Source organism: Calothrix sp. FACHB-168 (assembly GCF_963889195.1).
Classification (GTDB): domain Bacteria; phylum Cyanobacteriota; class Cyanobacteriia; order Cyanobacteriales; family Nostocaceae; genus Aulosira; species Aulosira anomala_A.
This window is the reverse complement of record NZ_CAWPNJ010000077.1, coordinates 1-22585: the sequence shown is the minus strand read 5'-3', so window position 1 is coordinate 22585 and position 22585 is coordinate 1. Positions and strand designations below refer to the sequence as shown.

Sequence of the window (22585 nt, the reverse complement as noted above, 5' to 3'; positions counted from 1 at the left end):
TTAAATTACTTCTCCACGAGTGGATTGCTCAACTTTACCAGTGCGGAAATTAAAACCCGCAGCGCGGAGGGCGTGCCAAAGATGTCCTTGGAGGAAGAAAAAGCCCAGCCAAAAGTGAGCATTTGCTAACCAAACGCGAGAGGATAGTAAATCTGCACTTTGGAAGTAGGGGAAGCGATCGCATTCAATACTCAATGCTGTCCCAAAAAATTCTACAGGATAAGCTAGGGTGTTGATGGAGACAAAATAAGCCGCTATCAAACTCATTAAGCTTAATGCACCTAAGCTGTAAGCAAGATATGCTTCTCCTGACCAGACAAAGAGGCCTTTAACAAAATCTGAAGGTTCGGTGGTAATGTGCCAGATACCCCCAGCAACGCAGAGAATACTTACCCAAATATGACCGCCAACCAAGTCTTCTAGGTTGTTGACTCCCGCAAGCCAATATTTATGACCACCAACTAGGTAGCTAAATATTGTGAAGAAGTTCCACGTAGGATGAGAAATAACTCGCACTGCTCCTAAATTGGAGTCGTATAAACCACCAAAAAAGACGGCTTTGGCAACAAGTAAGCCTGCTCCTAGACCTAATAAAATTAAGTGAATCCCCAGGATTGTAGTCATTTTATTGGCATCTTGCCAACTGTAGCCAAAAAAGGAATATCTCTCTTCGAGAATGGCGGGGCCGCGGAGTGCATGAAAAATTCCGCCCAAACCGAGGAAAGCAGAGCTAATTAGGTGTAATACTCCAATTACAAAGTAAGGATGAGTATCAACAATTTGACCGCCGCTACCTACTCCCCAACCCAAGGTTGCTAAGTGGGGTAGAAGGATTAAGCCTTGCTCGTACATTGGTTGAGAAGCTTGAAACCTGGCGAGTTCAAACAAAGTTGTTGCACCTGCCCACAGTACAATTAAGCCTGCATGAGCCACATGAGCGCCTAACAATCGCCCTGAAAGATTAGTTAACCGAGCGTTTCCTGACCACCAAGGGATTGTGTCTGGAGTTTGCACAGCCATGCTCGTCATCGTGTCATTGCCTCAGAATGATTTGAAATGGTTGTGGTGTGAAAATACTTATTGAGATATATATTCAATAAGCTCCGAGCTTATCTTATCAGATTAATTGAGATTTCTTGTCAGTAAATCTAGAAAAATTTTTCTCAAATTCACTGTAAGCTAGGCAGGATAACGCATTTAGACTAAAACAGAATGATAAATCAAGGTAAATAAAAGCAAAAACTTATATCTTACGCAGGTAATTAGGCAAATTATCCTGATAACTGGGATATATTGCAGTTAACCTTCATTATAGCTTGCTTGCCTTATTTGAGAACACAGGAATATATCGACGCTTTGGCAGGAGTTATGCTTTAATAATTGAGAGTATTTTTTAGTAATTATTCTATGGGTTAAAAATTATGCAGATTTTAGGAGGGTGCGATCGCTCTCCCTAGATGTAATACCGCTTCACTTTAAAAATGATACACATAGGCAAGCAGAGGGGCAGAGGAAGCAGAGGGGCAGAGGAAGTGATTTGTATAAGTAATTTCGTGAATTGGTATAACAATGCAACCATCAAATACTGACAAATGCTAGGTTGGGATGGACTCAGGTGTAGGAAGGATGCGTGCTAACAAGTGCGATCGCAATTTCCCCGGTATTTTAGCGGGTAATACATATCCATCTTCACTTTGTTGATAAAGCAAGCTGAATTGCAACAAATCAGTTGTACTGTCCTCTGTCAGATCGACAAAATGGTATGTATATTTTTGCCGACAAACAAAGCTCGCTACACAAGAGCGTTTTTCAACACAACTCCACAAGCACCCCACAGGCTGAATATTGAGAGTGCTGTAAGTGGAATTATTTTTTTGCGCTTCCAGCAACTTCAGGAATAGTTGATTTCCTTCAGCGCGATCGTCTGCTTCTTCGTGATCGAGAACAGCACTGCACGATTTACAAACAAATAATGTATGAAGATTCATAATTAGCGAATGTATAAATAGGAATTAATATATTTAAATAAATCATCGATAACCGCATTAGCAGCTAAAATTCCGTTGCCAATCCAGTAGTCTGGAACTAAATAAACTTTATCCTCTTGCACAGCTTTTAAATTTTGCCATATCAAGCTTGATTTCAGTTGTTCTAAATTCTTATGTGCTGTTTGATTTCCTTGACTAGTATTTTCCGCAGTCCAGATAAATATTACATCACCATCAGCTTTTTCAATTAATTCATAGCCAATAGACATTTGAATTGAATTATTAAATAATTTTTCTGCTTCTAACGCGGTGAATTGTTGTGATTCAGGACGAGATAATCCGGCATCCTGCAAGATAGTGCCGCAAAAAGATTCACGGAGATAAAGGTTAATATTATTGGGATAAACTCGCACCACGGAAACTTTGATATTTGCTAAATTCTTGCCTATTTGCTGCTTAAATTTATCTAGGCGCTGGGCATATTTTGCCATTACTTGCTGACCGATTTCTTGCCTATTTAACACCACACTCACGTTGTTAAACACCTCTTTCCATTGCCCACTGTGTCCAAATTTTAATAAAACTGTTGGTGCAATTTTGGAAGTTAAATCATAAATATTTTTTGCATATTCAGAACCCAAAATCAAATCTGGTTGGAGTGCGAGAATACTTTCTATATTCGGTTCTCCATTTTTACCAATATTTTTGACTCCGACTAACTCATTGTGCAAGTATGATGAAGAATCGGAAATAACGCTACCTATAGGTTTAATACCTAGAGCGATCGCATTTTCAAATGCAGTTTCATCCAAAGTCACAAGGCGTTGGAAATTTTCTGGAACGCAGGTGATTCCCGCAGCGTGTTCGACATGACGACAAGCTGGGTTTGGAGTGCGATCGCTCATCGGTACAGAATCATCATGATGACAAGCTATAGCAAGCAGTAGAGTACAAAATATTGTCATCCCCAAGCGCAACCAACGAGTAAAGCTTTTGAGTTTGATATAACCTTTCATACGCCACACATGATTTTGTCAAACTTAAACCACAAATGTACCAATTAATATTGGGGTTTTATCAAAACTATGGCTGAACCAGATATTGAAATAAATCATCAAGTAGCTTATTGATTCCAAAAAAGCCATATGTCCACCATCTATTTACTTGGACTTCATATATCTGATTTTTTTGCGCTGCTTTGAGTTGAGTTAAAAGAGGATTTTGCAAAAAAGCTTGTGTCAGTTTTTGAGTATCATTCATCACAAATAAAACATCAGCATCATACTTATTTAATACCTCAATGCTTGATACTACAGTTTCTTGTTTTTGATTTGCTAGGATAGGTATTAGTCGTATACCAATATCTTGAAAAACTTGATTATAGGTTTCATTATTTGAATATGTAGATATCAGATTATCTCCAAAAATATAAATTACTGATACTTCTATCTTTTTTAGGCGTTCACCAATTAAATTTTGCAACTTTTTAATTCGTTTATAATATTGAGCAATGACTTGTTCCGCTTTTTCACTCTCATTTAGCACTTGAGCAATAAAGCGGATATTTTCTTTAAAAGAGTATTTTAGACCTGGCAAGTCTACCATAACCGTAGGTGCGATCGCAGATAATTGTGGATACAAACTTTTCTGATATTCACGCATCAAAATTAAATCGGGTTTGAGTTTGAGAACTTTTTCTAAATTAGGCTGATTTCCATTACCAATTATCTCAATACCAGATGCTTCCTCATTAGTTACACCACGAAATAAAAAGTCGTACTGTGGGAAATAACTGACTGTCCCAATTGGTTTGACACCCAAAGACAATACAGGGTCTAAAAGAGCAATATCATTTAACACAATGATACGCTGTGGCTTGACAGGAATTCTAGTTTCTCCCAAAGCATGTTTGACGACTTTTGTGGCTACAGGTAGAGGAGATATAGATAATGTACTGTTACCAAAAATTGCATTTGATGCAATCTGACTATGGCAAGCTATAAGCAAAGCAATAGTAAAAATCACTAGCAAAAATGATTTAAGGTAACGATACACCGCAATACTTTCTCCTCTTTCCACCTAAGTTAAACATCAAACAAAATTGATTGATTTTCGATTAGGGTAACCTCATAATTCACACTTAATTTTTGTTAAAATTCGATGGCAAATGAACCAATTAATGTTAAAGGTTCACCGTAATAGACACCTAAACGACCACCTTCAGAACCAGTAAAATATGTATTGTCAAAGAGGTTACGGATATTTAAAGCAGCTCTCCAGTTATTCCGTTTGTAAAATACAGATGCATCGGTACGAATATAACTAGGAAGAACATAACTGTTGTCTAAATCTCCGAAGCGATCGCCTACAAAAAATAATCCTAATCCAAATCCCAATCCTTGCAAATTTCCTCTTTGAAGTTCATAGGTTGTCCACAAACTAGCCGCGTGTTCTGGAATATTATCGCGCCGGCGACCTTCTAAACCAGTAGTATCTTTGCTCACAAATGCATCAATGTAAGCATAAGATGCAATCACTTTCCAACCAGGGGTAATTTCCCCAGCAATATCAAATTCAATACCTCTACTTGTCTGTTCCCCTGTTTGAATTTGGTCGTTGGGGTCGGATGAATTGGGATCGTCAACAGTAACATTTTGCTTGCGGAGGTCATACAATGCTAAAGTTGCACTCAACTTGGGGGTAATATCTGCTTTGACACCCACCTCAAATTGTCTACCAGTTTCTGGTTTAAATGGTTGATCGTTACCATTACGACTTGTACCAAAACTAGGTTCAAAAGAGGTTGCATAGGATGCGTAAAGCGAGAGATTTTCAGACGGTTGATAAACTATTCCTAAGCGAGGACTAAAATTACTATCAGACTGGGTAAATTCTTGCTTCTCTTCACCTAAATTGCGTGTACTGCGAGTTTGCTCAAAAATATCAAATCGACCTCCTGCAAGTAATTTAATTTGGGGCGTAATTTCAATTTGGTCTTGGATATAAAACCCATATTTATCGAGAGTATCATCGCGGAAGAAATTTAATATTCCTTCCTTTGGATACTCTAAACGCGCGTATACTGGATTAAATATATTAATAGATGGGTAAGGTTCAAAGTCTCCAAAGAGTCCGTTTTCAGTATTTTTGGTATAGTCAAAACCTAACACAATTTGATGTTTAATCGAACCTGTAGAAAATTTTCCTACCACATCTGTTTGAATTGAATAAGCATTATCTCGACGCTCAGAATAATAACTTAATCTACTTAATTCTCCGGTTTCCTCATCCAGAGAATCCCGTAAAGGATAGTAACGTGCTAAATTGACGAATTGAGCGCGAAAAGCATTTCTAATTGACCATTGTTCGCTAAATTTATGGTCAAGTAAATAACTAAAATTAGTAACATTTATTTCTACATTTTGGAACGGTTCACCTAAGAAACGCTCCCTGGGTAAATTTGCGGGGCGATCGCCTATGGCTACAGTCCCATCATCTGCTGTGCGTTTTTCTTCCAGCCAAGAACCATCTACAGTTAAATTAGTATTAGCACCAAGGGCAAACTTTAATTTAGGCGCGAAAAATAAACGCTCGGAATTGACAAAATCACGAAAACTGCCAGCATTTTCATAAAAAGTATTGAACCGATAAAAGATGTTTTCATTATTACCTAAAGGCCCCGATAAATCGATTGCACCTCGATAAGTACTAAAACTACCAACAGTTCCCTCAAAAGAATAAAAAGGTTGAGTTAGAGGTTGTTTTGTTACTAAATTCACTAAACCACCAGGAGGTGCATCTCCAAACAAGACTGATGCAGGGCCTTTAAGAACTTCGATACGTTCAACATCAGCTGTTTCAATCAAACCGCCATAATCCTGATAAGAACGAAGTCCATCCCGAAATATATTTGCAGCAAAACCGCGTAAAGAAAGATATTCACTAAAACCTTGGTAGTAACCGGCGCTAGTAGAACCACTCACATTGCGCAGTGCATCTTGAACGCGAATAGTACCTTGGTCTTTGAGGACTTCGCGAGGTATGACTTGAATTGATTGGGGAATATCGCGAATAGGTGTATCTATTTTCGTTGCACTTGAGGCTTGTTCTGCACGATAACCACCTTGTTCACCTGTCACCACTAATTCAATTGGATCTTGATTTTCTGTTGATGGTTGTTCTGCTGGCGATGGGGTTGGTGGTGTTTGAGAAGTAGTTGCAGTTGATACAATTCCAAAAACCAAACCTTCATCACCATCAAATAACTCAACTTGTGGCGCGGCTGTTTCTCCAGTGACCGTGATGCGAATTGTGCTTGCGTCTAAATTGCTAACTGTAATTTCAGTGATTCCCGCAAGGGGTTTTTCTTGGCGGAATGTCTCACCACTAGGTAGACGTAACTGAGCATTGGGAATATCAACAATATAGCTGTTTCCCTCACTCTTATTTGTGAGTTGCAGTTGATCTGATTGATTGGTTTCTAAAATTACCTCTATCCCTTTTGCGGTGGCTTGTGATTTGACACCTGTTATCTGAACCAGAGATTGCGCCAGCCATTGTTCAATAGTCGTTGCAGGTTTTTCTAGATCGCTTAATTGAGAAATTTTCGATATTGGTTTTTGCTGATTTTCCGCTAACGCAGGGAGGTTAACCAATACCAAACTCAATCCTGTCATCCAAGCTAGTTTTTGCAATTGATTTGACATCACTCTACTCACCACACAAATAAGGAACTGGGGATAAAGGGAAATAGGGATGAGAAACTAGAAACTAGTAACTACCCAATACCCCATAGCCTTGAAATTACTAATTAGTAATTTATATCAAGAAGCTTACAGGAAAGTCCTTGGTTGTGGGCGATCGCTGTGAACGCTAGACGGAATTTTTTGAACGCTCAACGGAATTTTTTTCTGTTTTAGTTATGGGATCGGGTTATTATTAATTTTGTATTGGAAGATTTTTTAATCAATTTTTGAAATTCAAAATCAAAATTTTGATTATTTTCTCCTTACCCTATCAGTTCATTAATTTTCATGGACGCTCTAGAATTAGCCAGCAAAAATTCTTTGGGATTTATGCCAAATTTTTTTCTAAAGGCGGTAGCGAAGTAGCTGCGGCTAGTAAAACCAACGCTACGAGCAGCTAGAGAAATATTTGTTTCTCCGGCGATTAATAATTTTCGTGCCTGTTCTAATCTATGATGATGTAAATAGCCGAATACTGTCGTCCCAAATATCAACCGAAACCCACGTTTGAGAGTACAGTCATTCAAGCCGACTTGCCGGGATAATTCCATTAAAGAAGGAGGATTATCTAAATGATGTAGTAAAATTTCTTTGGCATAATGAATTCGTTCTACATCATCAGGTTTGAGAGCAAAAGTATCGCTTTTACCTTGATGTGCAGCCAAATCTTCTTCAACCAGTAATACCATTAATTCTAAAACTTTACTTTCTAAGTACATCCGTTTCATCATTCCCTGATAGGGACAGTTTAAAATTTGCTGTAAAGCTACTTCCATTGCTGGTGTATTTTTACCGGAAAAAGAATAATATTGCTGGTGAGGTTTTCTGACTAAATGAGTTAATTCTGGTGGAATTTGATGGTTTTCTTTTCCCATGAACAAGCAAAATATCTCTGGTTCCATGTGAACATTAATATCAATGAGTTTTTCAGATTTAAAAGCTTGAAATCTTTCTTTTGGTGCTAACCCACTACCCCATAAGAAATTTTGCCCGCTATCCAGAGAAACATGATGTTTTTGCTGGCTTGGTGTCAGATAAAAGCTGTATTCTAAAGGATGTTGTCGTTCCGGAAGTTTAATAATTAAATCGTTATGTAATTGTTGTTCACAAATTGATAAATATAAACCATCTCTAAGTTCTATTTCTCCCCATAATCCTATACCTAATTCTTGAGGAAATTGATAAATACTGTCAAATATACTCCAGCATTTACTGATATGAGATTTAAGTATATTCGCGTTGATTTCTGGTTCTGGTGTACTTACAAATAAATCCCAAAATGCTTGTTGTGAAATGGTGATTGTCATAACTATTAGCAATATGTCTGAATGAGTTTTTAATCCAAAGTCAGTGTGAGCATCGTTTGCGATTAAAGACAGCAAATAACAGCTTATTGAGATTTATTTCTACTAATTTAACTAGAATAGACTGTTTTGATAATTTTGGTTTGTTGTTTACAATACAAATTCTTGCATATTTTTCTCAATTAATACCCAAGGTCATAGAAGAATGGAATCAACAGACACAATCGAACGTAAAATGCGATCGCTAGCTGAAAAATATTTGCTTTAGCCAGCTTACTGATTCTGACATCAGCTTTCACAAGAGTGCTTATGAAAATCGGACTACAACAATACTGGAACTTACTTGTAGACTACCTCAAGCCGCAAAAGGGTAGAGTAGTTAAGTTTGCGATCGCACTTCTTTTCAGCATCGGCTTACAAATCCTCAATCCCCAGATTTTACGCTATTTCATTGACACAGCTGTAGCTGGAGGCGATCGCCAAAAATTATTCCTAGCAGCTTTTTTATTTATTGCTGTCGCCTTAATTACCCAACTCATGACAATTACCGCAACCTTCTACGGTGAAAACGTCGCTTGGACAGCTACTAACGCCTTACGTGCAGATTTAGTAGAGCATTGTTTGACACTAGATTTATCCTTCCATAAATACCGTACACCAGGCGAATTAGTGGAACGCATAGACGGCGATGTGCAGAATTTATCTGAATTTTTCTCGAAATTTACTATTCACATCTTGGGTAATTTGCTCATGGTATTGGGTGTAATAGTAGTGCTGTTTATAGAAGATTGGCGAGCCGGTGTAGCTATTTTATTGTTTGCTCTCATCGCCTTATCTACTCTGATTAAATTGCGTACCATCTCAGTTTTCCATTGGGGAGGTTATCGCCAATTCAGTGCTGAGTTTTTTGGCTTCTTAGGTGAACAGCTAACAGGGATGGAAGACATCCGCGCTAATGGTGCAAAAAACTATGTCATGCACCGCTTCTATACAATTATTCGCAACTGGCTACCCATCTTTCATAAAGCCCGCTTTGCAGATACAATTCTTTGGGTAACAACCAACGGTATATTTACTTTAGGTAGTGTAATTGCTCTCATCGTTGGTGCTTACCTGTGGAGTCAACAGACAATTACCATCGGTACAGTTTACCTACTTTATTACTACACCAATATTCTCAGCGAACCGATTGAACAGATTCGCAACCAATTTGAAGACCTCCAGCAAGCAGATGCGAGTATTTACCGCATTACAGACTTGTTGCAAGTTCAATCTCAATTATATACAGGTGGTGAAAAATTAATTCCTCCAGGTGCGCTTTCTGTAGCTGTTGAGAATGTCTCTTTTGGTTACAATGACCGGGGAAATGATACTGAAGATTTAGTATTGCAAGATGTATCTTTTAATTTACCTGCGGGTCAGGTTTTGGGGTTATTGGGACGTACAGGAAGCGGTAAGTCTACTTTAGCGCGATTACTTTTGAGATTGTATGACCCACAATTGGGTTCAATTCGGTTGGGGGGTGTACCTATCGACCAAACCCCACTCCAAGAATTACCGGGGAAAGTGGGATTAGTGACTCAAGATGTGCAACTTTTTCAAACCACAGTTCGCAATAACCTGACTTTTTTCAACCATGACATTACTAGCGATCGCATCTATGAAACAATAGAAATGTTGGGCTTGTCAGAATGGTTACACTCTTTACCCCACGGCTTAGAAACCAACTTAGGCCCAGATAGTAGCGGTTTGTCAGCCGGACAAGCGCAGCTATTAGCCTTTACCCGTGTATTTCTCAAAAACCCCGGCTTAGTAATTCTCGATGAAGCCTCTTCACGTCTTGACCCAATGACAGAAAGACTCATTGAAAAAGCTATAGATAAATTATTGATGGGACGCACCGCCATTATTATTGCCCATCGTTTATCCACTGTAGAAAGAGCTAATCAAATCTTAATTTTAGACAAAGGTAAAGTCAGTGAATACGGTGAACGCGAAGCATTAGCCAAAAATTCCCACTCACGTTTTGCTCAATTATTACAAGCAGGTTTAACAGATTTATTAGTTTAGGGAACTAGAAATAATTCCAAATCATATTTTACCTTTGCCCCATGCCCTATGCCCTATGCCCCATTTCCCAATATTATGATTTCATCAACAAAAAAACTTGCTGGTTGGCAATTATTATGGCAACTAATTTGCTATAAACCAAAACTCTACTTAATTGATACTTGCTTCTGGATTTTTATTATGGGCTTACCTGCCCTACCTGGATTAATTATCCGCGAATTTTTTAATAGTCTCACAGGTAAAGCTCAATTTGGTTTATCACCTTGGGCATTTATTGCAGGTTTTATTGCTTTAAATTTAGGGCATATTTTGGTGATATTTATAGGACGCATCACCAAAACTCAGCATCGTTTCACCATGAGGTCATTACTGAGAAGAAATTTATTAGAACGTCTCTTAAATAATCCTCATGCTCAAATTAAGGTGACTCAGGATGATATTGAAAATGCTGTATCCCAAGGTGAAGTAATCAGCTACTTTCGAGATGATGCAGAACACATTGAAGATAATGTGGCATGGGTATCAGAAATCTTTGGCGAAGGACTATTTGCTGTTCTTTCTTTAGCAATTTTATTAAGTGTCAATGTACCCATGACAGTATTTGTTTTCCTTCCCTTAGTCGGAATGATAGTAATTATCCAAAAAGCAGAAATACGTATTAAAAAATATCGCCAATCTAGCCGTCAAGCCACTCAACAAGTCACCGGAATTTTAGGAGAAATATTTAGTTCTGTACAAGCGATTAAAGTTGCTGGTGCAGAACAAGATGTCCTCACTTATTTTCGCACTTTAAATGACAAGCGGCGCGAGAGTATGGTTAAAGACAGTCTACTAAAAGCCATTCTCAATTCACTATTTCAAAACATGGTGAATTTTGGCACAGGTTTGATTTTAGTGATGGCTTCTTTTTTGATGCAAAACGGCGATAATCAATTAACAGTAGGTGACTTTGCTTTATTTGTTTATAACCTATCCTTTGTCACAGGTTTTTTTGCCTCTGTAGGTGGCTTTATGGCATTGTATAAGCAAACAGAAGTTGCTTTTGAACGTATGGCTGATTTAATTTCTGGTGCATCAGCAGAGACTTTGGTAGCTCCAAATCAACTTTATTTACCAGAATTGGGTAAAAGTAGAAAAAACTTACCTCAATTAGAACAATCTATAGAAAATGCAAGTCATTATTTACAATCATTAAACCTATCAAACTTAACTTATATTTATCCTGGTACTCATCAAGGAATTGTAGATATTAACTTACAAATACAACGCGGTAGTTTGACTGTCATTACTGGACGCATCGGCGCAGGAAAAACTACATTGCTCAGAGTATTATTAGGATTATTACCCAAACAAGCAGGAGAAATTTATTGGAATAATCATCTAGTTGTAGACCCTGCTAATTTTTTCGTACCCCCTCGCAGTGCATATACTCCCCAAATTCCCCAACTTTTCAGTTATTCCCTACGGGAAAATATCTTGTTGGGATTATCTAAAGATGATGCTGATATTCAAACAGCATTAAAAATGGCTGTATTTGAGCAAGACTTAGCAGCCATGAATGAGAAACTCGAAACTTTAGTCGGAACAAAAGGAGTACGCCTTTCTGGTGGACAAATGCAACGGGTAGCAGCAGCGCGGATGTTTGTCCGTCAGCCAGAATTGTTAGTATTTGATGACCTTTCTAGCGCGTTAGATGTGGAAACAGAATTGACATTATGGTCGCGGATATTTGCTAATACAACTGAACAAGGAGAAAATCCTTGGATACCAACTTGTCTTGTCGTATCTCATCGCCGTTCTGTTTTACGACGCGCTGACCAGATTATTGTGATGAAAGCAGGTAAAGTGATAGCGCAAGGCAAATTTGACGATATTTTAGCAGATGAGCAAGCTGATTGGATTTTTTAAAGACAGGTAGCGTGCCCTCTATCGGTAGACAACATTTTTACGTTCTGATACACTCTATTCAAGAGATATTTGAGAAAGTTTGTCTATAGTCTTCTCAATTAATTGAGATTAAGTGTTTTGTAGGTAGCGCATGGCGAATATAATTTCACTGGCAGATTACCAAGGCTTTTGGCGAGAACATAATCAAAACACTAGGCAAGCAGATCCATCAGACCCATCTGATATTATTAATACCTGTCCTCAAGAATTTGGTAGTGGATATGAACGTTGGATTGAACTGCGGGACATTAGTTTATTAATTATTGATGCGGAATTTCATCATGATTTAATTATAGAAAAAAACTCTTCAGATAGTTTTACTGGTGGATTAGAATTTGGGTTTCATCTTTTAGGATCTTGGAATAATATTCATGGTGGAAATAATTTATTTCAAAGTGGAGATTTTCACCAAAATAAAGAATCAGAAATTTTGCGATCGCAGCGACTTTTAAAAGTAGATATCCATCCCGAATCCCCTGAATTACTCCATAGTTTCATTATAGGTGGCTTAAATCCCCTATCGCCGAAAATTATTAAAAAGCTCCTTGAACATGAAAAAGAGTCATATTTTCAAATAGATCATACCACTCCAGAAATGCGAGTTGCCCTAGAACAAATTATCAATTGCCCCTTTACAGGCTTAACCAAAAAAATTTATTTAGAAAGTAAATGTTTAGAAATAATTGCCTTGAAACTGGAACAATTAGCCGCCGGAGAAAATATTTCTCCAAAAACCACGGCTTTAAAAAGAGATGATATTGATAGAATCCATTATGCCAAAGAAATTTTAGCTCAAAACCTAGATAATCCTCCTTCTTTAATAGAACTAGCTAGACAAGTAGGATTAAACGACTATAAACTTAAGCTAGGCTTTCGCCAAGTCTTTGGTACAACTGCATTCAGTTACTTACACCAACAACGCATGGAAAAAGCACGCCAACTACTTTTAGAAGGCCAAATGAATGTCAAAGAAGTAGCGCGTGCTGTTGGCTATACCAATCAAAGTCATTTTGCTACAGCTTTCCGTAAGCAATTCGGCACTAACCCTAAATCCTATGATTTGTTACTAAGAGCCTGAAATGCAGCTATTACCTGTTAGTTTCAGTAAAAATCCGTCTTTGGTTCAAAAAAATCCGTCTTCGGTTCAATCAGGTCTTCAAAATCACCTTCATTGTAGATTAAGCTTCTTGAAAAAGATTCCTAGTTAAGCATCATTATACCCTCGGACATTCTATCGAGGTTAATCTACGTGAGGAGATTATGAGGAGACAGCCACAATTATTGATGGGTTTATGGTTAATAGGAGTAGTAATTGCTGTACAACCAGCTTGGGGGAACAGTATTACCTCTAGCAATCCTCAAAAATTAATATCTCAAGCATCTACACCTCAGTCTCCAATTGCGATTAATGGAGTGCGGATTGAGACCACAGATAAAGGTATAGAAGTAATTTTAGAAACCAAGCAAGGCGAAAAATTACAAGTAGCAAATACTAGTGCGGGGAATAGCTTAATTGCTGATATTACTAATGCTCAATTAAGTTTGCCTTCTGGAAACACATTTCGCCAAGAAAAACCTTTTACAGGGATTGCTGAAGTTATAGTTGTCAACCAAGACAGTAATACTATCAGAATTACCGTCACCGGAGATGGGGGAATACCAACTTATGAACTATTTGATAGTGATGCTGGTTTAATCTTCAGCGTAACACCCGTATCTTCTGCCGCATCTCAGCCAGAAACACCACAAAAGCCGCCAGCAGATAAGCCGACAACAGAGACTCCTACAGCACAACCAACGGCCGGAACTGATACACCTATTGAATTAGTAGTCACAGGTCAACAAGATGGCTATCGAGTTCCAGAAGCATCAACAGGTACAAAATTGGATGTACCATTGCGAGATGTCCCAGCGTCGGTGCAGGTAATACCCAAAGAAGTCATTCAAGATAGACAAGTCATCAGACTAAACGAACTATCAGATAACGTCAGTGGTGTACGTCCTCAAGAAACCTATGGTGGATTAGCATCTCAAGGTTATTTCATTCGCGGTTTTGCTACAGAATTTGAGAGTCTGCGTGATGGGTTTAGAGATTTTGGCTTTTTTAGTCCCCGTGATGTCGCTAATATTGAGCGTGTAGAATTTCTCAAAGGCCCTGCATCTGTTCTTTATGGTAGTGCTACCAGTCCGGGTGGTGTAGTTAATACAATTACTAAAAAGCCACTAGCCGACCCCTTCTATCAAATTAATGGCACTATTGGTAATAATGACTTTTATCGCACATCAATTGATTTTTCTGGGCCACTGTTAGAAAATCGCGCAGCACTTTATCGGATTAATGCTGCTTACGAAAATGCGAAAAGTTTTCGTGATTTTGTAGAAAATGAAAGCACTTTTATTGCGCCAATAATTACTGTAAAAGCTGGAGAAAGGACAAATCTCACCTTTGGTTATGAATACCAAAAGTATGACTACACTTTTGAGAGGGGATTTCCTTCTGATAATCAAGTAGTTTTTGATTTACCTATCAGTCGTTTTTTAGGCGAACCTAACCTGAATAGAGGGGAAGCAACATCTAATAATTTTACTTATTTGCTAGAAAGTGAATTTGGTAATAACAATAATTGGAAATTCCGCCAAGCTTTCAATGTTATTAACGTTAGCGGTAACACAAGAGGAGCGCAACCCAGATTTATCCGAGATGATGGACGAACTGTAGCGCGCAGATATCGCAATGTTGATGAAGAGCAGAATAATCTGTCATTTCAGAATGAAATTAGCGGCAAATTTAACACTGGTTCGATTCGCCATAATATTCTTGTAGGATTGGAACTATCTCGTTACAAATACAGTTACAATTTCTTAAGTGGTAACATTGCAGATTTAGATATTTTTGACCCTGTTTATGGCGCAGCAGCACCATTAAATCTCAGCAGAGACAATAGTGAATATGGTGCAGATAATGTTGCGTTATATTTTCAAAATTTAATTGAACTTACACCCCAGATTAAATTATTGGCAGGTGGTCGTTTTGACTGGGTTGATTCCTTTTATCGAGATGTCCAAACCAACACAACTTTGAATGAAAATTCAGATTCAGAATTTTCGCCAAGATTAGGGATAGTTTATCAACCTACTGATTCCACCTCAATTTATGCTAGTTGGACAAATTCTTTTAACCCACAAATATTTGGCACAACTCGCAATAATCAACCATTTAAACCAGAAACAGCAGCACAATTTGAAGTAGGAATTAAGCAGGAATTATTTGACAAGCGTTTATCAGCAACTTTAGCTTATTTCGACATTACTAAGAAAAATGTCTTAACAACAGACCCAGAAGATGAAGACTTCCAAATTCAAACAGGGGAGCAAAAAAGCCGAGGTGTAGAGTTAGATATTGTTGGGGAGATTCTTCCTGGCTGGAAAATTATTGGCACATACGCTTACACTGATGCTTATATCAGCGAAGATAATGATGCCGGCTTACTGAATAATAGATTAACAGGCGTACCTTATAATAGTGCGAGTTTATGGACTACCTATGAACTGCAACAAGGCAATTTGCAAGGTTTAGGATTAGGTCTTGGTCTTGTTTACGTTGGTGAAAGAGAGGCGAGTTTACCAAATAATCTCAAGATTCCTTCTTATGTCAGAACAGATGCTAGTATTTTTTATAAGCGGGATAATTGGCGCGCTGCTCTCAATTTTAAAAATCTTCTTGATACAAAATACTATGAGTCTCAAGGCTTTTTCATTGTTCCTGCGGCACCTTTTACTGTTTTAGGAACTGTTTCTTTTGAATTTTAATATGGCTATGGTGCTTGATACAATTTCAATTCAATAATGATATAAATAGATGGTAAGGGTTTAGCAGTGCTAAACCCTAGCAATAATCTATTTGCATTATGATTTTGGTGAAATGCTATGAAGGTAAATTTATGCGATCGCCAACTTTTCAGTTATTATTAATTAGCAAAAATTATCAATCATGTTGCAATTTTTCATAACATGAAAAAAGTTTTTTATTACATTAAAATTTATTTATTAATAATTATTTCTTGTTTTATCACTATTGCTTGCCATAGCAATTTATATAGTAAGGTAAATAATTTACCAGATACAACATCGTTAAAATCTCAATGTAGATTAATTAAGCATGAATTAGGAGAAAGTTGTATACCTCTAAATCCGCAGCGCATTTTAGTGACAGATCAAGTGGCATTAGAAGCTGTAATAGCATTAGGATTTAAACCTGTAGGTGCGCCTGATACTGCTTATGTAGCTAGTAAATCTAGTTTTCTGAAGGAGAAAATGGCTGGTATAACTTATATAGGCAAAGAGCATCAGTTTAATTTAGAAACAATTTTAAATTTACATCCCGATGTAATTATTAGCTTATACGGTATTAACTCAACTAACTATGAATTATTTTCCCGAATAGCTCCTACAGTTCAATTTAAATATGTTCATGCTAAATGGCAAGAATCTTGGCGGCAGATTGGTGAAGTATTAGGTAAGCGAGAACAGGCTGAAAAATTACTTGCTGATTACAAACAACGATTAACACAATTACGAACTGTACTCAATCAGCAAATTAATAAACTAGAGGTGTCTATTAGCCGTTTTCATGGACAAGTCCAACTGCCTGAGTTTCGTTCTCAGTTTTCATTTCCTGGCAGTATTTTACAAGAAGTCGGTATTTCGATGCCAGAGGCTCAACGGCAGTTAATTAAAACTCCCGATGATACTTTAATAATTTTGAATTTAGAACGGATAGACTTACTCGATGCTGATGTTTTATTTGTAGCTGTAGATCCTGGTGCTAGAGATTTATTCCAAAAATATCAAAATACTCGTCTTTGGCAAACCTTAAATGTAGTGCAGAAGCAGCAAGTTTATAGTGTGGATTCTAGTTACTGGATTTTTGGGAGTATTCTCTCTGCTAATGCTATAGTTGATGATTTATTTAAGTATTTATTAAAGGCAACATAAGCAGAATTAGTTATTTCAAATTGCTGTATCGTGCCGCGATCGCAGATCATTACAATCACAAAACTTGCCTGATGGTTTAAAACCTGCAAATTTGAGCTGCATGCAAATCAAAACTGTTGTATTTCAATCTGCTTTCACTAAGTATTTTGCTAAATCATCACATGAAAATCTGTCTTTCCCATGATGCCACTTGTTATTCTGGGGGAACCCACTACCATCAGCACCTGCTTATACTTTGCCTTTGTCCGCCTTTGCAGGTGCTTTATTAATGGCTGGTTTAATTTACTCCTTGGCTTGGAACAATGGAAGTTCGCCAGTGTTGTTTATTTTAATGGGCGTGGGTTTATCTGCGATCGCATTTTTCAATCTTGATTTTAACTGGTACACTGATTTTGATTCGTTAACGTTCGCGATCGCAATCCCTGTTGTGCTTCCATACATAAAAATCTCTCCCCTAGCCTTTAACCGCCCAAATGAACATCCACCATCATTATCAGCATTAGCGCAATTAGTGGGAGTAAGCGATATCTTCGACAAGCCGCTTCGCGTCTAGGCACTTTGCAACCCGGTTTTCAAATAGCGATCACTCATGACCTTGTAGATACAGTTCGCCGCAACGTTACCATCGCCTGGGCACATAGCTAACCTCTGCCGTTTAGTCAAAATACGGTTCAGCAGGCAATGCTGACAGTGCAGTAGCAGGCAGAACTACTGCGTAAAGGTGAGTCAACATGAATTTGCGATCGCCTATCCTCGACAATCCTAGCCAAATTTGTACCTGGAAAGCTTTATTTGCAAGGTTTCTAGGCGGCAGGGTTTCAACAACCATTCCGGCTAGGGGTAGGTTGAAGGAGGGCTATAATCGTCAGCGATCGCAACCATCCCATCTAATTAAATTGCTTAAGAGGTCGCTTCAATAATGTGACATCTAGTGTGATTAATTTGGGAATATTGATACAAAGCCCAACATTGTTTGCTATTAACTCAGTTGAATACCACCCAAAAAGTAGCTATAGCAGTCTACCAAAATTTATGATTACTAAATAAAGCTTTCAAAATAGACGTAGTTTCAAGGCTGAAAAACGTTTTTTAAATTGTAGTTTACTTATTCTATGGCATTTAGATTGTGGGTCAGGTAATTCCCAAATATCTCGCTGTATATGTTCTTGTTCTACTAATAACTGAATATCGGGTGGTAACTGGGAATATTGCCCAAATGACCAAGGTTCACCATTTGATAATTCATTTTCTATACCATTAAACATTATGTTTACCTTGGTTATGAATAAGTTATGATTGCAGATGTTTATGTCAATGTATCAGCAACTTTTTGCTGAGATGCTCTCGCCTCTTGATACACAGATAGTAATTTTTGCGATCGCTCTCATTCTGCCTGGGCATCTTTGTTAACAATGCTTTCATCAAAATTGCTCGTAGTTGCATAAGTTTTACATCACTGTTAGAGATGAAATTTCCGGCATTTTTGTAATTTTTTTACAAGCAGCAGAGAAAATCTACAGCCGTTAACAATGGGCTGCACCTAAGCATTGGAATAAAGGAAGGGAGATAAATTTCCAATGCCCAATGCCCAATGCCCAATGCCCAATGCCCAATGCCCAATGCCCATTACTCCAATAAATCCGGTTCTTCGCGGACAATTCTGTCATAAAGTGGTTGGAAACTAAACCAGCCACCTGCATGAGTTCCAACTTGGCTATGGGTTAAAGTAGCAATTTCATGGTCAATAGAAATTGGTTTACCTGCTGCTTCAGCTAAAAGTTGTGCTTGAGCCGAGCGCTCAAATGTGATATACCACCAAGCAGCTTCATCTACTGTTCTTCCTACTGTCAAAAAGCCGTGATTGCGAAGAATGACAGCTTTTTTCTCGCCTAATGCTTCGGCAATTCTTTTACCTTCTGAAGTATCAAGAACTACACCTTTATAATCATCAAAAATAGTGTGGTCTTGATAAAAAGCACAAGCATCTTGAGTTAAAGGATCAAGTAAACGACCTAAACTTGACCAAGATTTCCCATATAGAGAATGGGCGTGTGCGGCTGCAATGACATCAGGTCGGGCTTCATGTACTTGAGAATGAATAGCAAAGGCGGCGCGATTAACAGCCGCATCTCCTTTAACTACTTCGCCTTCTCTATCAACCAAAATTAAGTCAGAAACACGGATATGGCCGAAGTAAGTTCCCAGGGGATTTACCCAAAAATGATCAGTAAATTCTGGGTCACGGGCGGTAATATGACCTGCGATTCCTTCACTGAAACCAAAACGACCAAATAAGCGAAATGCAGCCGCTAGGCGTTGTTTGCGGTAGAGGCGTTCATCTTCAACTTTTGCAAAAACTGGTGGTTGGGGTCTATCAAATCTCGGCATAGTTTTACCCTGATAGGTTATAAATTTTCTTTGTAAGGTGCATTGGAATATCCAGAACGAAAAGACTTAACGCTTTCTGCTTCTGGGTGATAGTGATGTCGCAAAATGTTACCAGTATCATTTCCCATCACATGAATTGAGATAGACGGGGTAAATACTGTTGTCGCTTTGACTGAATGAATATCTCCATCTGGTGGTAACAGACGGTAAATATCACCACTTTTTACTTTATAAGTACCAAGGTTTTGTAACTGCGCCCGTCCTTCAACATCACCCTTATCTAGGCGACGGTAAACAGTTTCTTCTTGTCTGCCTTTATACAAACCCACTAGTCCCCAGGATAAATGATCGTGAACAGGTGTAATCGAATTAGGCGGAATTACTAAACTAAAGATAGTCAGCGAACGATCCTGAGAACGATATAGCAACCATTGTCCAATACCACCGCCTAAACCGCTATGGTGATTAGGTTGGGCGAATTGTTCTGGTAACCAATCTTGTTTTTTTAGAAGTGTTGCAAAATGGGGTTCTAGGGTATTGAGAGTTGCTTGGCGATCGCCTGCTGTGTGTGAGAGAATTTGTTTTGCGATCGCCACAAACTCACGTAAGTCAGGACTATCAATAAACCATTCGTCTGTTTCTAAGGATTCGAGAATAGTTGTATGAGTCATAACATTCCAGATTTGAGATTTAACTGTTGGGATTCAGACTTACGCATTTTTGTCATTTGTCATTGGTCATTTGTCCTTTGCTTCCTCATCTCCCTTGTCCTCCTTGTCCCCCTTGTCCTCCTCCCATTCCCTACCTCGTCGCCGTAGTTCCCAAAGGACATACTGAAGCGGCAATATCTACTCGTTTAGGCAGAATTTTTTGCTCTAATAACCAATCAGCTGTTTTCTGAAGCTTGGCGACATCATCAGCATCAGGAAAAACGTAAGACTCAGGGCCACGATTCTTAGTAGCTTGCTTGGCTACAGCTTCTGAAACTTTCAGTTCCTTCACCATAAAATCTGCGGCTGCGTCGGTATTCTGATTCAGCCATTCACCATCTTGGCTCAAAGCTGTCAGTGCAGATTTAATTGCTACAGGATTATCCTTCGCCGCATCACCGCGCACAACCATAATGCCGTAGGTAGGTGCAGGATGTGTAGTCGTGATTCGCCGCGCTTTATGTTCTAATTCAGCAATGGAAATATAAGGTTCCCAAACAGCCCAACCATCAACTGAACCTTGGTATAGCGCTGGTGCAGCATCATTTGGCGATAGATAAACTCGCTGGACTTTATCTTTGGGGATATTTTCTTTTTCTAAAACCTTTAATAACAGGTATTCACCTGCACCCCCTTGGTTAACTGCTACTTTTTTACCAATTAAATCAGCAGGTTTACGGATAGCAGAATCGCCGCGCACTAAGATAGCACTACCCAAGGAATCTGGTTTAGGACGCTGTACAGAACCAATACAGAGCGGTTGTCCAGAAGCAATTCCTGAGATAGTAGGAATATCACCGCAACCACCAATGTCTGCACGATTACCATTAAGAGCTGCTAGCAGCGTAGCACATCGGTCAAAAGGGCCAGTCCATTCAACTTTAATATTTTGCGCTGTTAGCTGCTTTTCTAGGTCGCCGCGCTGACGCGAAATAGGAATAATCCCGCCTTTTTGGTATCCCAAGCGAACTACATTATTTTTTTCGGAATTTTTTTCGGAATTTTGATTGTTACTCACAACCTGTGAGGCAGAATTGGAGTTAGCCGGGGGATTCACAGCCGTTTTTTGACTGCAACCAGTAACCATCAAACTCAAATATGCAACAGCAAGTAAAAAACTCCGGTTAGAATACGCTTGTTTATAGCGAAAGTAATGCTCTTGTAAATAATTCACCACAATTTATTCCTTCATCTCAATTGTTGAGAGTTGAAGCAGCAGATGTATTTGTTTAATTTGAGAGGCGAAACCATTAATCTACTTAAATCCGATATATATATCGGAGATTAAAATTAAGCATACCATCTTTTTGCTTGACTATATAAGCTCAAGCCCAGATTTTTTTGATTTCAGGCATTGCCACGAGCAGAAATCTTAATATATGAAAAACTCCACCCACAAGGCTTCTGCCGTGAGCATCAGCGTTCGACTGAGCGCTCACGCCGAAGTCCGAACGGGGATGGAGTTTTTGGGCATGGGGAATCGGGCATGGCGCATGGGAAAGAACATAACCAATGCCCAATGCCCAATGCCCAATGCCCCAAGCGGCGGGGCGCTTACCCTACGCACCCAAAAGGGGATAGAGTTTCCCGCCGCTTTCAATAAAGGTTTTTGTGAGTTGGTATTGCCTGGGTATGCAGTATTATGGTTAGCAGGTGAATCAAACTAGCGTTGCTGGTGAATCAATATATATTGGCGCACAAATTTTACCTGTATTTCTCCTACCTTTTTTGCAGAATCAGGGTTAGCGAAATAAGTATATTTTACAAATATTAAAAAAATATGTAGTTTTTTAAATATCTATTGTTTTTTGATTCCTGCTTCAATGTGCTTGAACGAAAAATTTTATACTCTTTTAAGATGACGAGAGAAAAAACATAAACTTTCCTCTCACACCATCGTTCAGATAGGAAAATTTTGACTGGTAAAAGGCAGATGTAAATAATGTTTTTACCAGTCAATATCTCAAGATTAGGTATCCCAATCGATCCCAGGTTAATACTCAGTACGCATCACCTTAAATGGGGGTCTGAAATATTGAGATTTGACGTTGGCTAGAACGAAATGAAACCCAACTAACTAATGATTGAATTCCCTACCATTTTGTAGTCTTCTGTACTTAATTGCATTGTGCAGTCATATCGATAAATGGAGATAGAAACGGCTGATATCTCTGGTTATACCTATACCTGAGTTGTTATCAATTAATAATTCTCCCAATCATCAAATTTGAGAAAACGCGCATTTTCTCAAATTTACTCTGCAATACAAAAAGTCAAAGCTTGTCTAAGTTACATCAGACTCAATCTTGAGCTATCGCCTCTCAGTTTTTCAACTATTAAGTAGGTCAACCAAAAAAAACGTAAGATAGATAGAGTCGGAAATTAAGTGATAAATGATGCCTAGCGCGTTAAGAATAATACTAACTACTGAAGAAGAC

17 protein-coding genes and 1 pseudogene are annotated in these 22585 nt (G+C 38.4%); 7 read left to right on the top strand and 11 right to left on the bottom strand.

Annotation, left to right across the window (positions count from 1 at the left end):
• The 6 genes from AACW45_RS34610 to AACW45_RS34585 all read right to left on the bottom strand — a co-directional run bounded on the left by AACW45_RS34610 (position 1) and on the right by AACW45_RS34585 (position 8040).
• Positions 1-1020 carry a chlorophyll a/b binding light-harvesting protein gene (locus AACW45_RS34610; protein ID WP_199331298.1) on the bottom strand — a complete coding sequence of 340 codons (1020 nt, stop codon included), beginning with the start codon at positions 1018-1020 and terminating at the stop codon, positions 1-3.
• A gap of 575 nt (positions 1021-1595) precedes the next feature.
• Positions 1596-1988 (bottom strand): DUF1636 family protein, encoded by a 393-nt coding sequence (locus tag AACW45_RS34605; protein WP_190637577.1) that lies wholly within the window; start codon positions 1986-1988, stop codon positions 1596-1598.
• A gap of 2 nt (positions 1989-1990) precedes the next feature.
• Positions 1991-3004, bottom strand: a complete 1014-nt coding sequence (locus AACW45_RS34600; protein ID WP_190637575.1) for an iron-siderophore ABC transporter substrate-binding protein — start codon at positions 3002-3004, stop codon at positions 1991-1993.
• Positions 3005-3071: 67 nt separating this feature from the next.
• Positions 3072-4013: an iron-siderophore ABC transporter substrate-binding protein gene (locus AACW45_RS34595; RefSeq protein WP_339385115.1), complete on the bottom strand. Its 942-nt coding sequence runs from the start codon at positions 4011-4013 to the stop codon at positions 3072-3074.
• A gap of 125 nt (positions 4014-4138) precedes the next feature.
• Complete coding sequence (locus AACW45_RS34590; protein WP_190637571.1) at positions 4139-6694, bottom strand: TonB-dependent siderophore receptor; 2556 nt, start codon at positions 6692-6694, stop codon at positions 4139-4141.
• Positions 6695-6996: 302 nt separating this feature from the next.
• On the bottom strand, positions 6997-8040 hold the full coding sequence (locus AACW45_RS34585; protein WP_190637569.1) for a helix-turn-helix transcriptional regulator: 1044 nt from the start codon (positions 8038-8040) through the stop codon (positions 6997-6999).
• 306 nt (positions 8041-8346) lie between these two features.
• Here AACW45_RS34585 and AACW45_RS34580 point away from each other — a divergent pair, with 306 nt between their 5' ends.
• The 6 genes and pseudogenes from AACW45_RS34580 to AACW45_RS34555 all read left to right on the top strand — a co-directional run.
• Positions 8347-10107 (top strand): ABC transporter ATP-binding protein, encoded by a 1761-nt coding sequence (locus AACW45_RS34580; RefSeq protein ID WP_190637567.1) that lies wholly within the window; start codon positions 8347-8349, stop codon positions 10105-10107.
• A gap of 48 nt (positions 10108-10155) precedes the next feature.
• Positions 10156-12015: an ATP-binding cassette domain-containing protein gene (locus tag AACW45_RS34575; RefSeq protein WP_373462109.1), complete on the top strand. Its 1860-nt coding sequence runs from the start codon at positions 10156-10158 to the stop codon at positions 12013-12015.
• 130 nt (positions 12016-12145) lie between these two features.
• Positions 12146-13132, top strand: a complete 987-nt coding sequence (locus AACW45_RS34570; protein ID WP_190637566.1) for a helix-turn-helix transcriptional regulator — start codon at positions 12146-12148, stop codon at positions 13130-13132.
• Positions 13133-13314: 182 nt separating this feature from the next.
• Positions 13315-15864 carry a TonB-dependent siderophore receptor gene (locus tag AACW45_RS34565; RefSeq protein WP_242045818.1) on the top strand — a complete coding sequence of 850 codons (2550 nt, stop codon included), beginning with the start codon at positions 13315-13317 and terminating at the stop codon, positions 15862-15864.
• A gap of 201 nt (positions 15865-16065) precedes the next feature.
• Positions 16066-17049: an iron-siderophore ABC transporter substrate-binding protein gene (locus tag AACW45_RS34560; RefSeq protein WP_190637564.1), complete on the top strand. Its 984-nt coding sequence runs from the start codon at positions 16066-16068 to the stop codon at positions 17047-17049.
• A gap of 214 nt (positions 17050-17263) precedes the next feature.
• Positions 17264-17407, top strand: a pseudogene (locus AACW45_RS34555) (iron chelate uptake ABC transporter family permease subunit); the annotation flags it as partial.
• Positions 17408-17704: 297 nt separating this feature from the next.
• Here AACW45_RS34555 and AACW45_RS34550 read toward each other — a convergent pair.
• The 5 genes from AACW45_RS34550 to AACW45_RS34530 all read right to left on the bottom strand — a co-directional run bounded on the left by AACW45_RS34550 (position 17705) and on the right by AACW45_RS34530 (position 21324).
• On the bottom strand, positions 17705-17878 hold the full coding sequence (locus AACW45_RS34550; protein WP_190637562.1) for a hypothetical protein: 174 nt from the start codon (positions 17876-17878) through the stop codon (positions 17705-17707).
• A gap of 223 nt (positions 17879-18101) precedes the next feature.
• A complete protein-coding gene (locus tag AACW45_RS34545; RefSeq protein WP_190637560.1) occupies positions 18102-18314 on the bottom strand; it encodes a hypothetical protein in 213 nt (70 codons plus the stop codon).
• 361 nt (positions 18315-18675) lie between these two features.
• Positions 18676-19437 (bottom strand): class II aldolase/adducin family protein, encoded by a 762-nt coding sequence (locus AACW45_RS34540; protein WP_190637558.1) that lies wholly within the window; start codon positions 19435-19437, stop codon positions 18676-18678.
• 17 nt (positions 19438-19454) lie between these two features.
• The gene (locus AACW45_RS34535; protein ID WP_190637556.1) at positions 19455-20108 is read right to left on the bottom strand and encodes a cysteine dioxygenase family protein; all 654 of its coding nucleotides are present in this window, start codon (positions 20106-20108) and stop codon (positions 19455-19457) included.
• 130 nt (positions 20109-20238) lie between these two features.
• On the bottom strand, positions 20239-21324 hold the full coding sequence (locus tag AACW45_RS34530) for an aliphatic sulfonate ABC transporter substrate-binding protein (RefSeq protein ID WP_313933820.1): 1086 nt from the start codon (positions 21322-21324) through the stop codon (positions 20239-20241).
• A 349-nt stretch (positions 21325-21673) separates the two neighbouring features.
• Between AACW45_RS34530 and AACW45_RS34525 the strand changes: the two genes are divergently transcribed.
• Entirely contained in the window at positions 21674-21814 is a 141-nt protein-coding gene (locus AACW45_RS34525; protein WP_190637554.1) for a hypothetical protein, read from the top strand.
• Positions 21815-22585: the final 771 nt, after the last annotated feature.

Excerpts from the sequence above, each read along its gene's own strand:
- AACW45_RS34575 (WP_373462109.1), top strand. The coding sequence starts at position 10,156 with ATGCCCTATGCCCCATTTCCCAATATTATGATTTCATCAACAAAAAAA.
- AACW45_RS34550 (WP_190637562.1), bottom strand. The coding sequence starts at position 17,878 with ATGGTTGTTGAAACCCTGCCGCCTAGAAACCTTGCAAATAAAGCTTTC.
- AACW45_RS34565 (WP_242045818.1), top strand. The coding sequence starts at position 13,315 with ATGAGGAGACAGCCACAATTATTGATGGGTTTATGGTTAATAGGAGTA.
- AACW45_RS34545 (WP_190637560.1), bottom strand. The coding sequence starts at position 18,314 with ATGTTTAATGGTATAGAAAATGAATTATCAAATGGTGAACCTTGGTCA.
- AACW45_RS34610 (WP_199331298.1), bottom strand. The coding sequence starts at position 1,020 with ATGGCTGTGCAAACTCCAGACACAATCCCTTGGTGGTCAGGAAACGCT.
- AACW45_RS34585 (WP_190637569.1), bottom strand. The coding sequence starts at position 8,040 with ATGACAATCACCATTTCACAACAAGCATTTTGGGATTTATTTGTAAGT.
- AACW45_RS34540 (WP_190637558.1), bottom strand. The coding sequence starts at position 19,437 with ATGCCGAGATTTGATAGACCCCAACCACCAGTTTTTGCAAAAGTTGAA.
- AACW45_RS34605 (WP_190637577.1), bottom strand. The coding sequence starts at position 1,988 with ATGAATCTTCATACATTATTTGTTTGTAAATCGTGCAGTGCTGTTCTC.
- AACW45_RS34570 (WP_190637566.1), top strand. The coding sequence starts at position 12,146 with ATGGCGAATATAATTTCACTGGCAGATTACCAAGGCTTTTGGCGAGAA.
- AACW45_RS34535 (WP_190637556.1), bottom strand. The coding sequence starts at position 20,108 with ATGACTCATACAACTATTCTCGAATCCTTAGAAACAGACGAATGGTTT.
- AACW45_RS34525 (WP_190637554.1), top strand. The coding sequence starts at position 21,674 with ATGCCCAATGCCCCAAGCGGCGGGGCGCTTACCCTACGCACCCAAAAG.
- AACW45_RS34580 (WP_190637567.1), top strand. The coding sequence starts at position 8,347 with ATGAAAATCGGACTACAACAATACTGGAACTTACTTGTAGACTACCTC.
- AACW45_RS34590 (WP_190637571.1), bottom strand. The coding sequence starts at position 6,694 with ATGTCAAATCAATTGCAAAAACTAGCTTGGATGACAGGATTGAGTTTG.
- AACW45_RS34600 (WP_190637575.1), bottom strand. The coding sequence starts at position 3,004 with ATGAAAGGTTATATCAAACTCAAAAGCTTTACTCGTTGGTTGCGCTTG.
- AACW45_RS34560 (WP_190637564.1), top strand. The coding sequence starts at position 16,066 with ATGAAAAAAGTTTTTTATTACATTAAAATTTATTTATTAATAATTATT.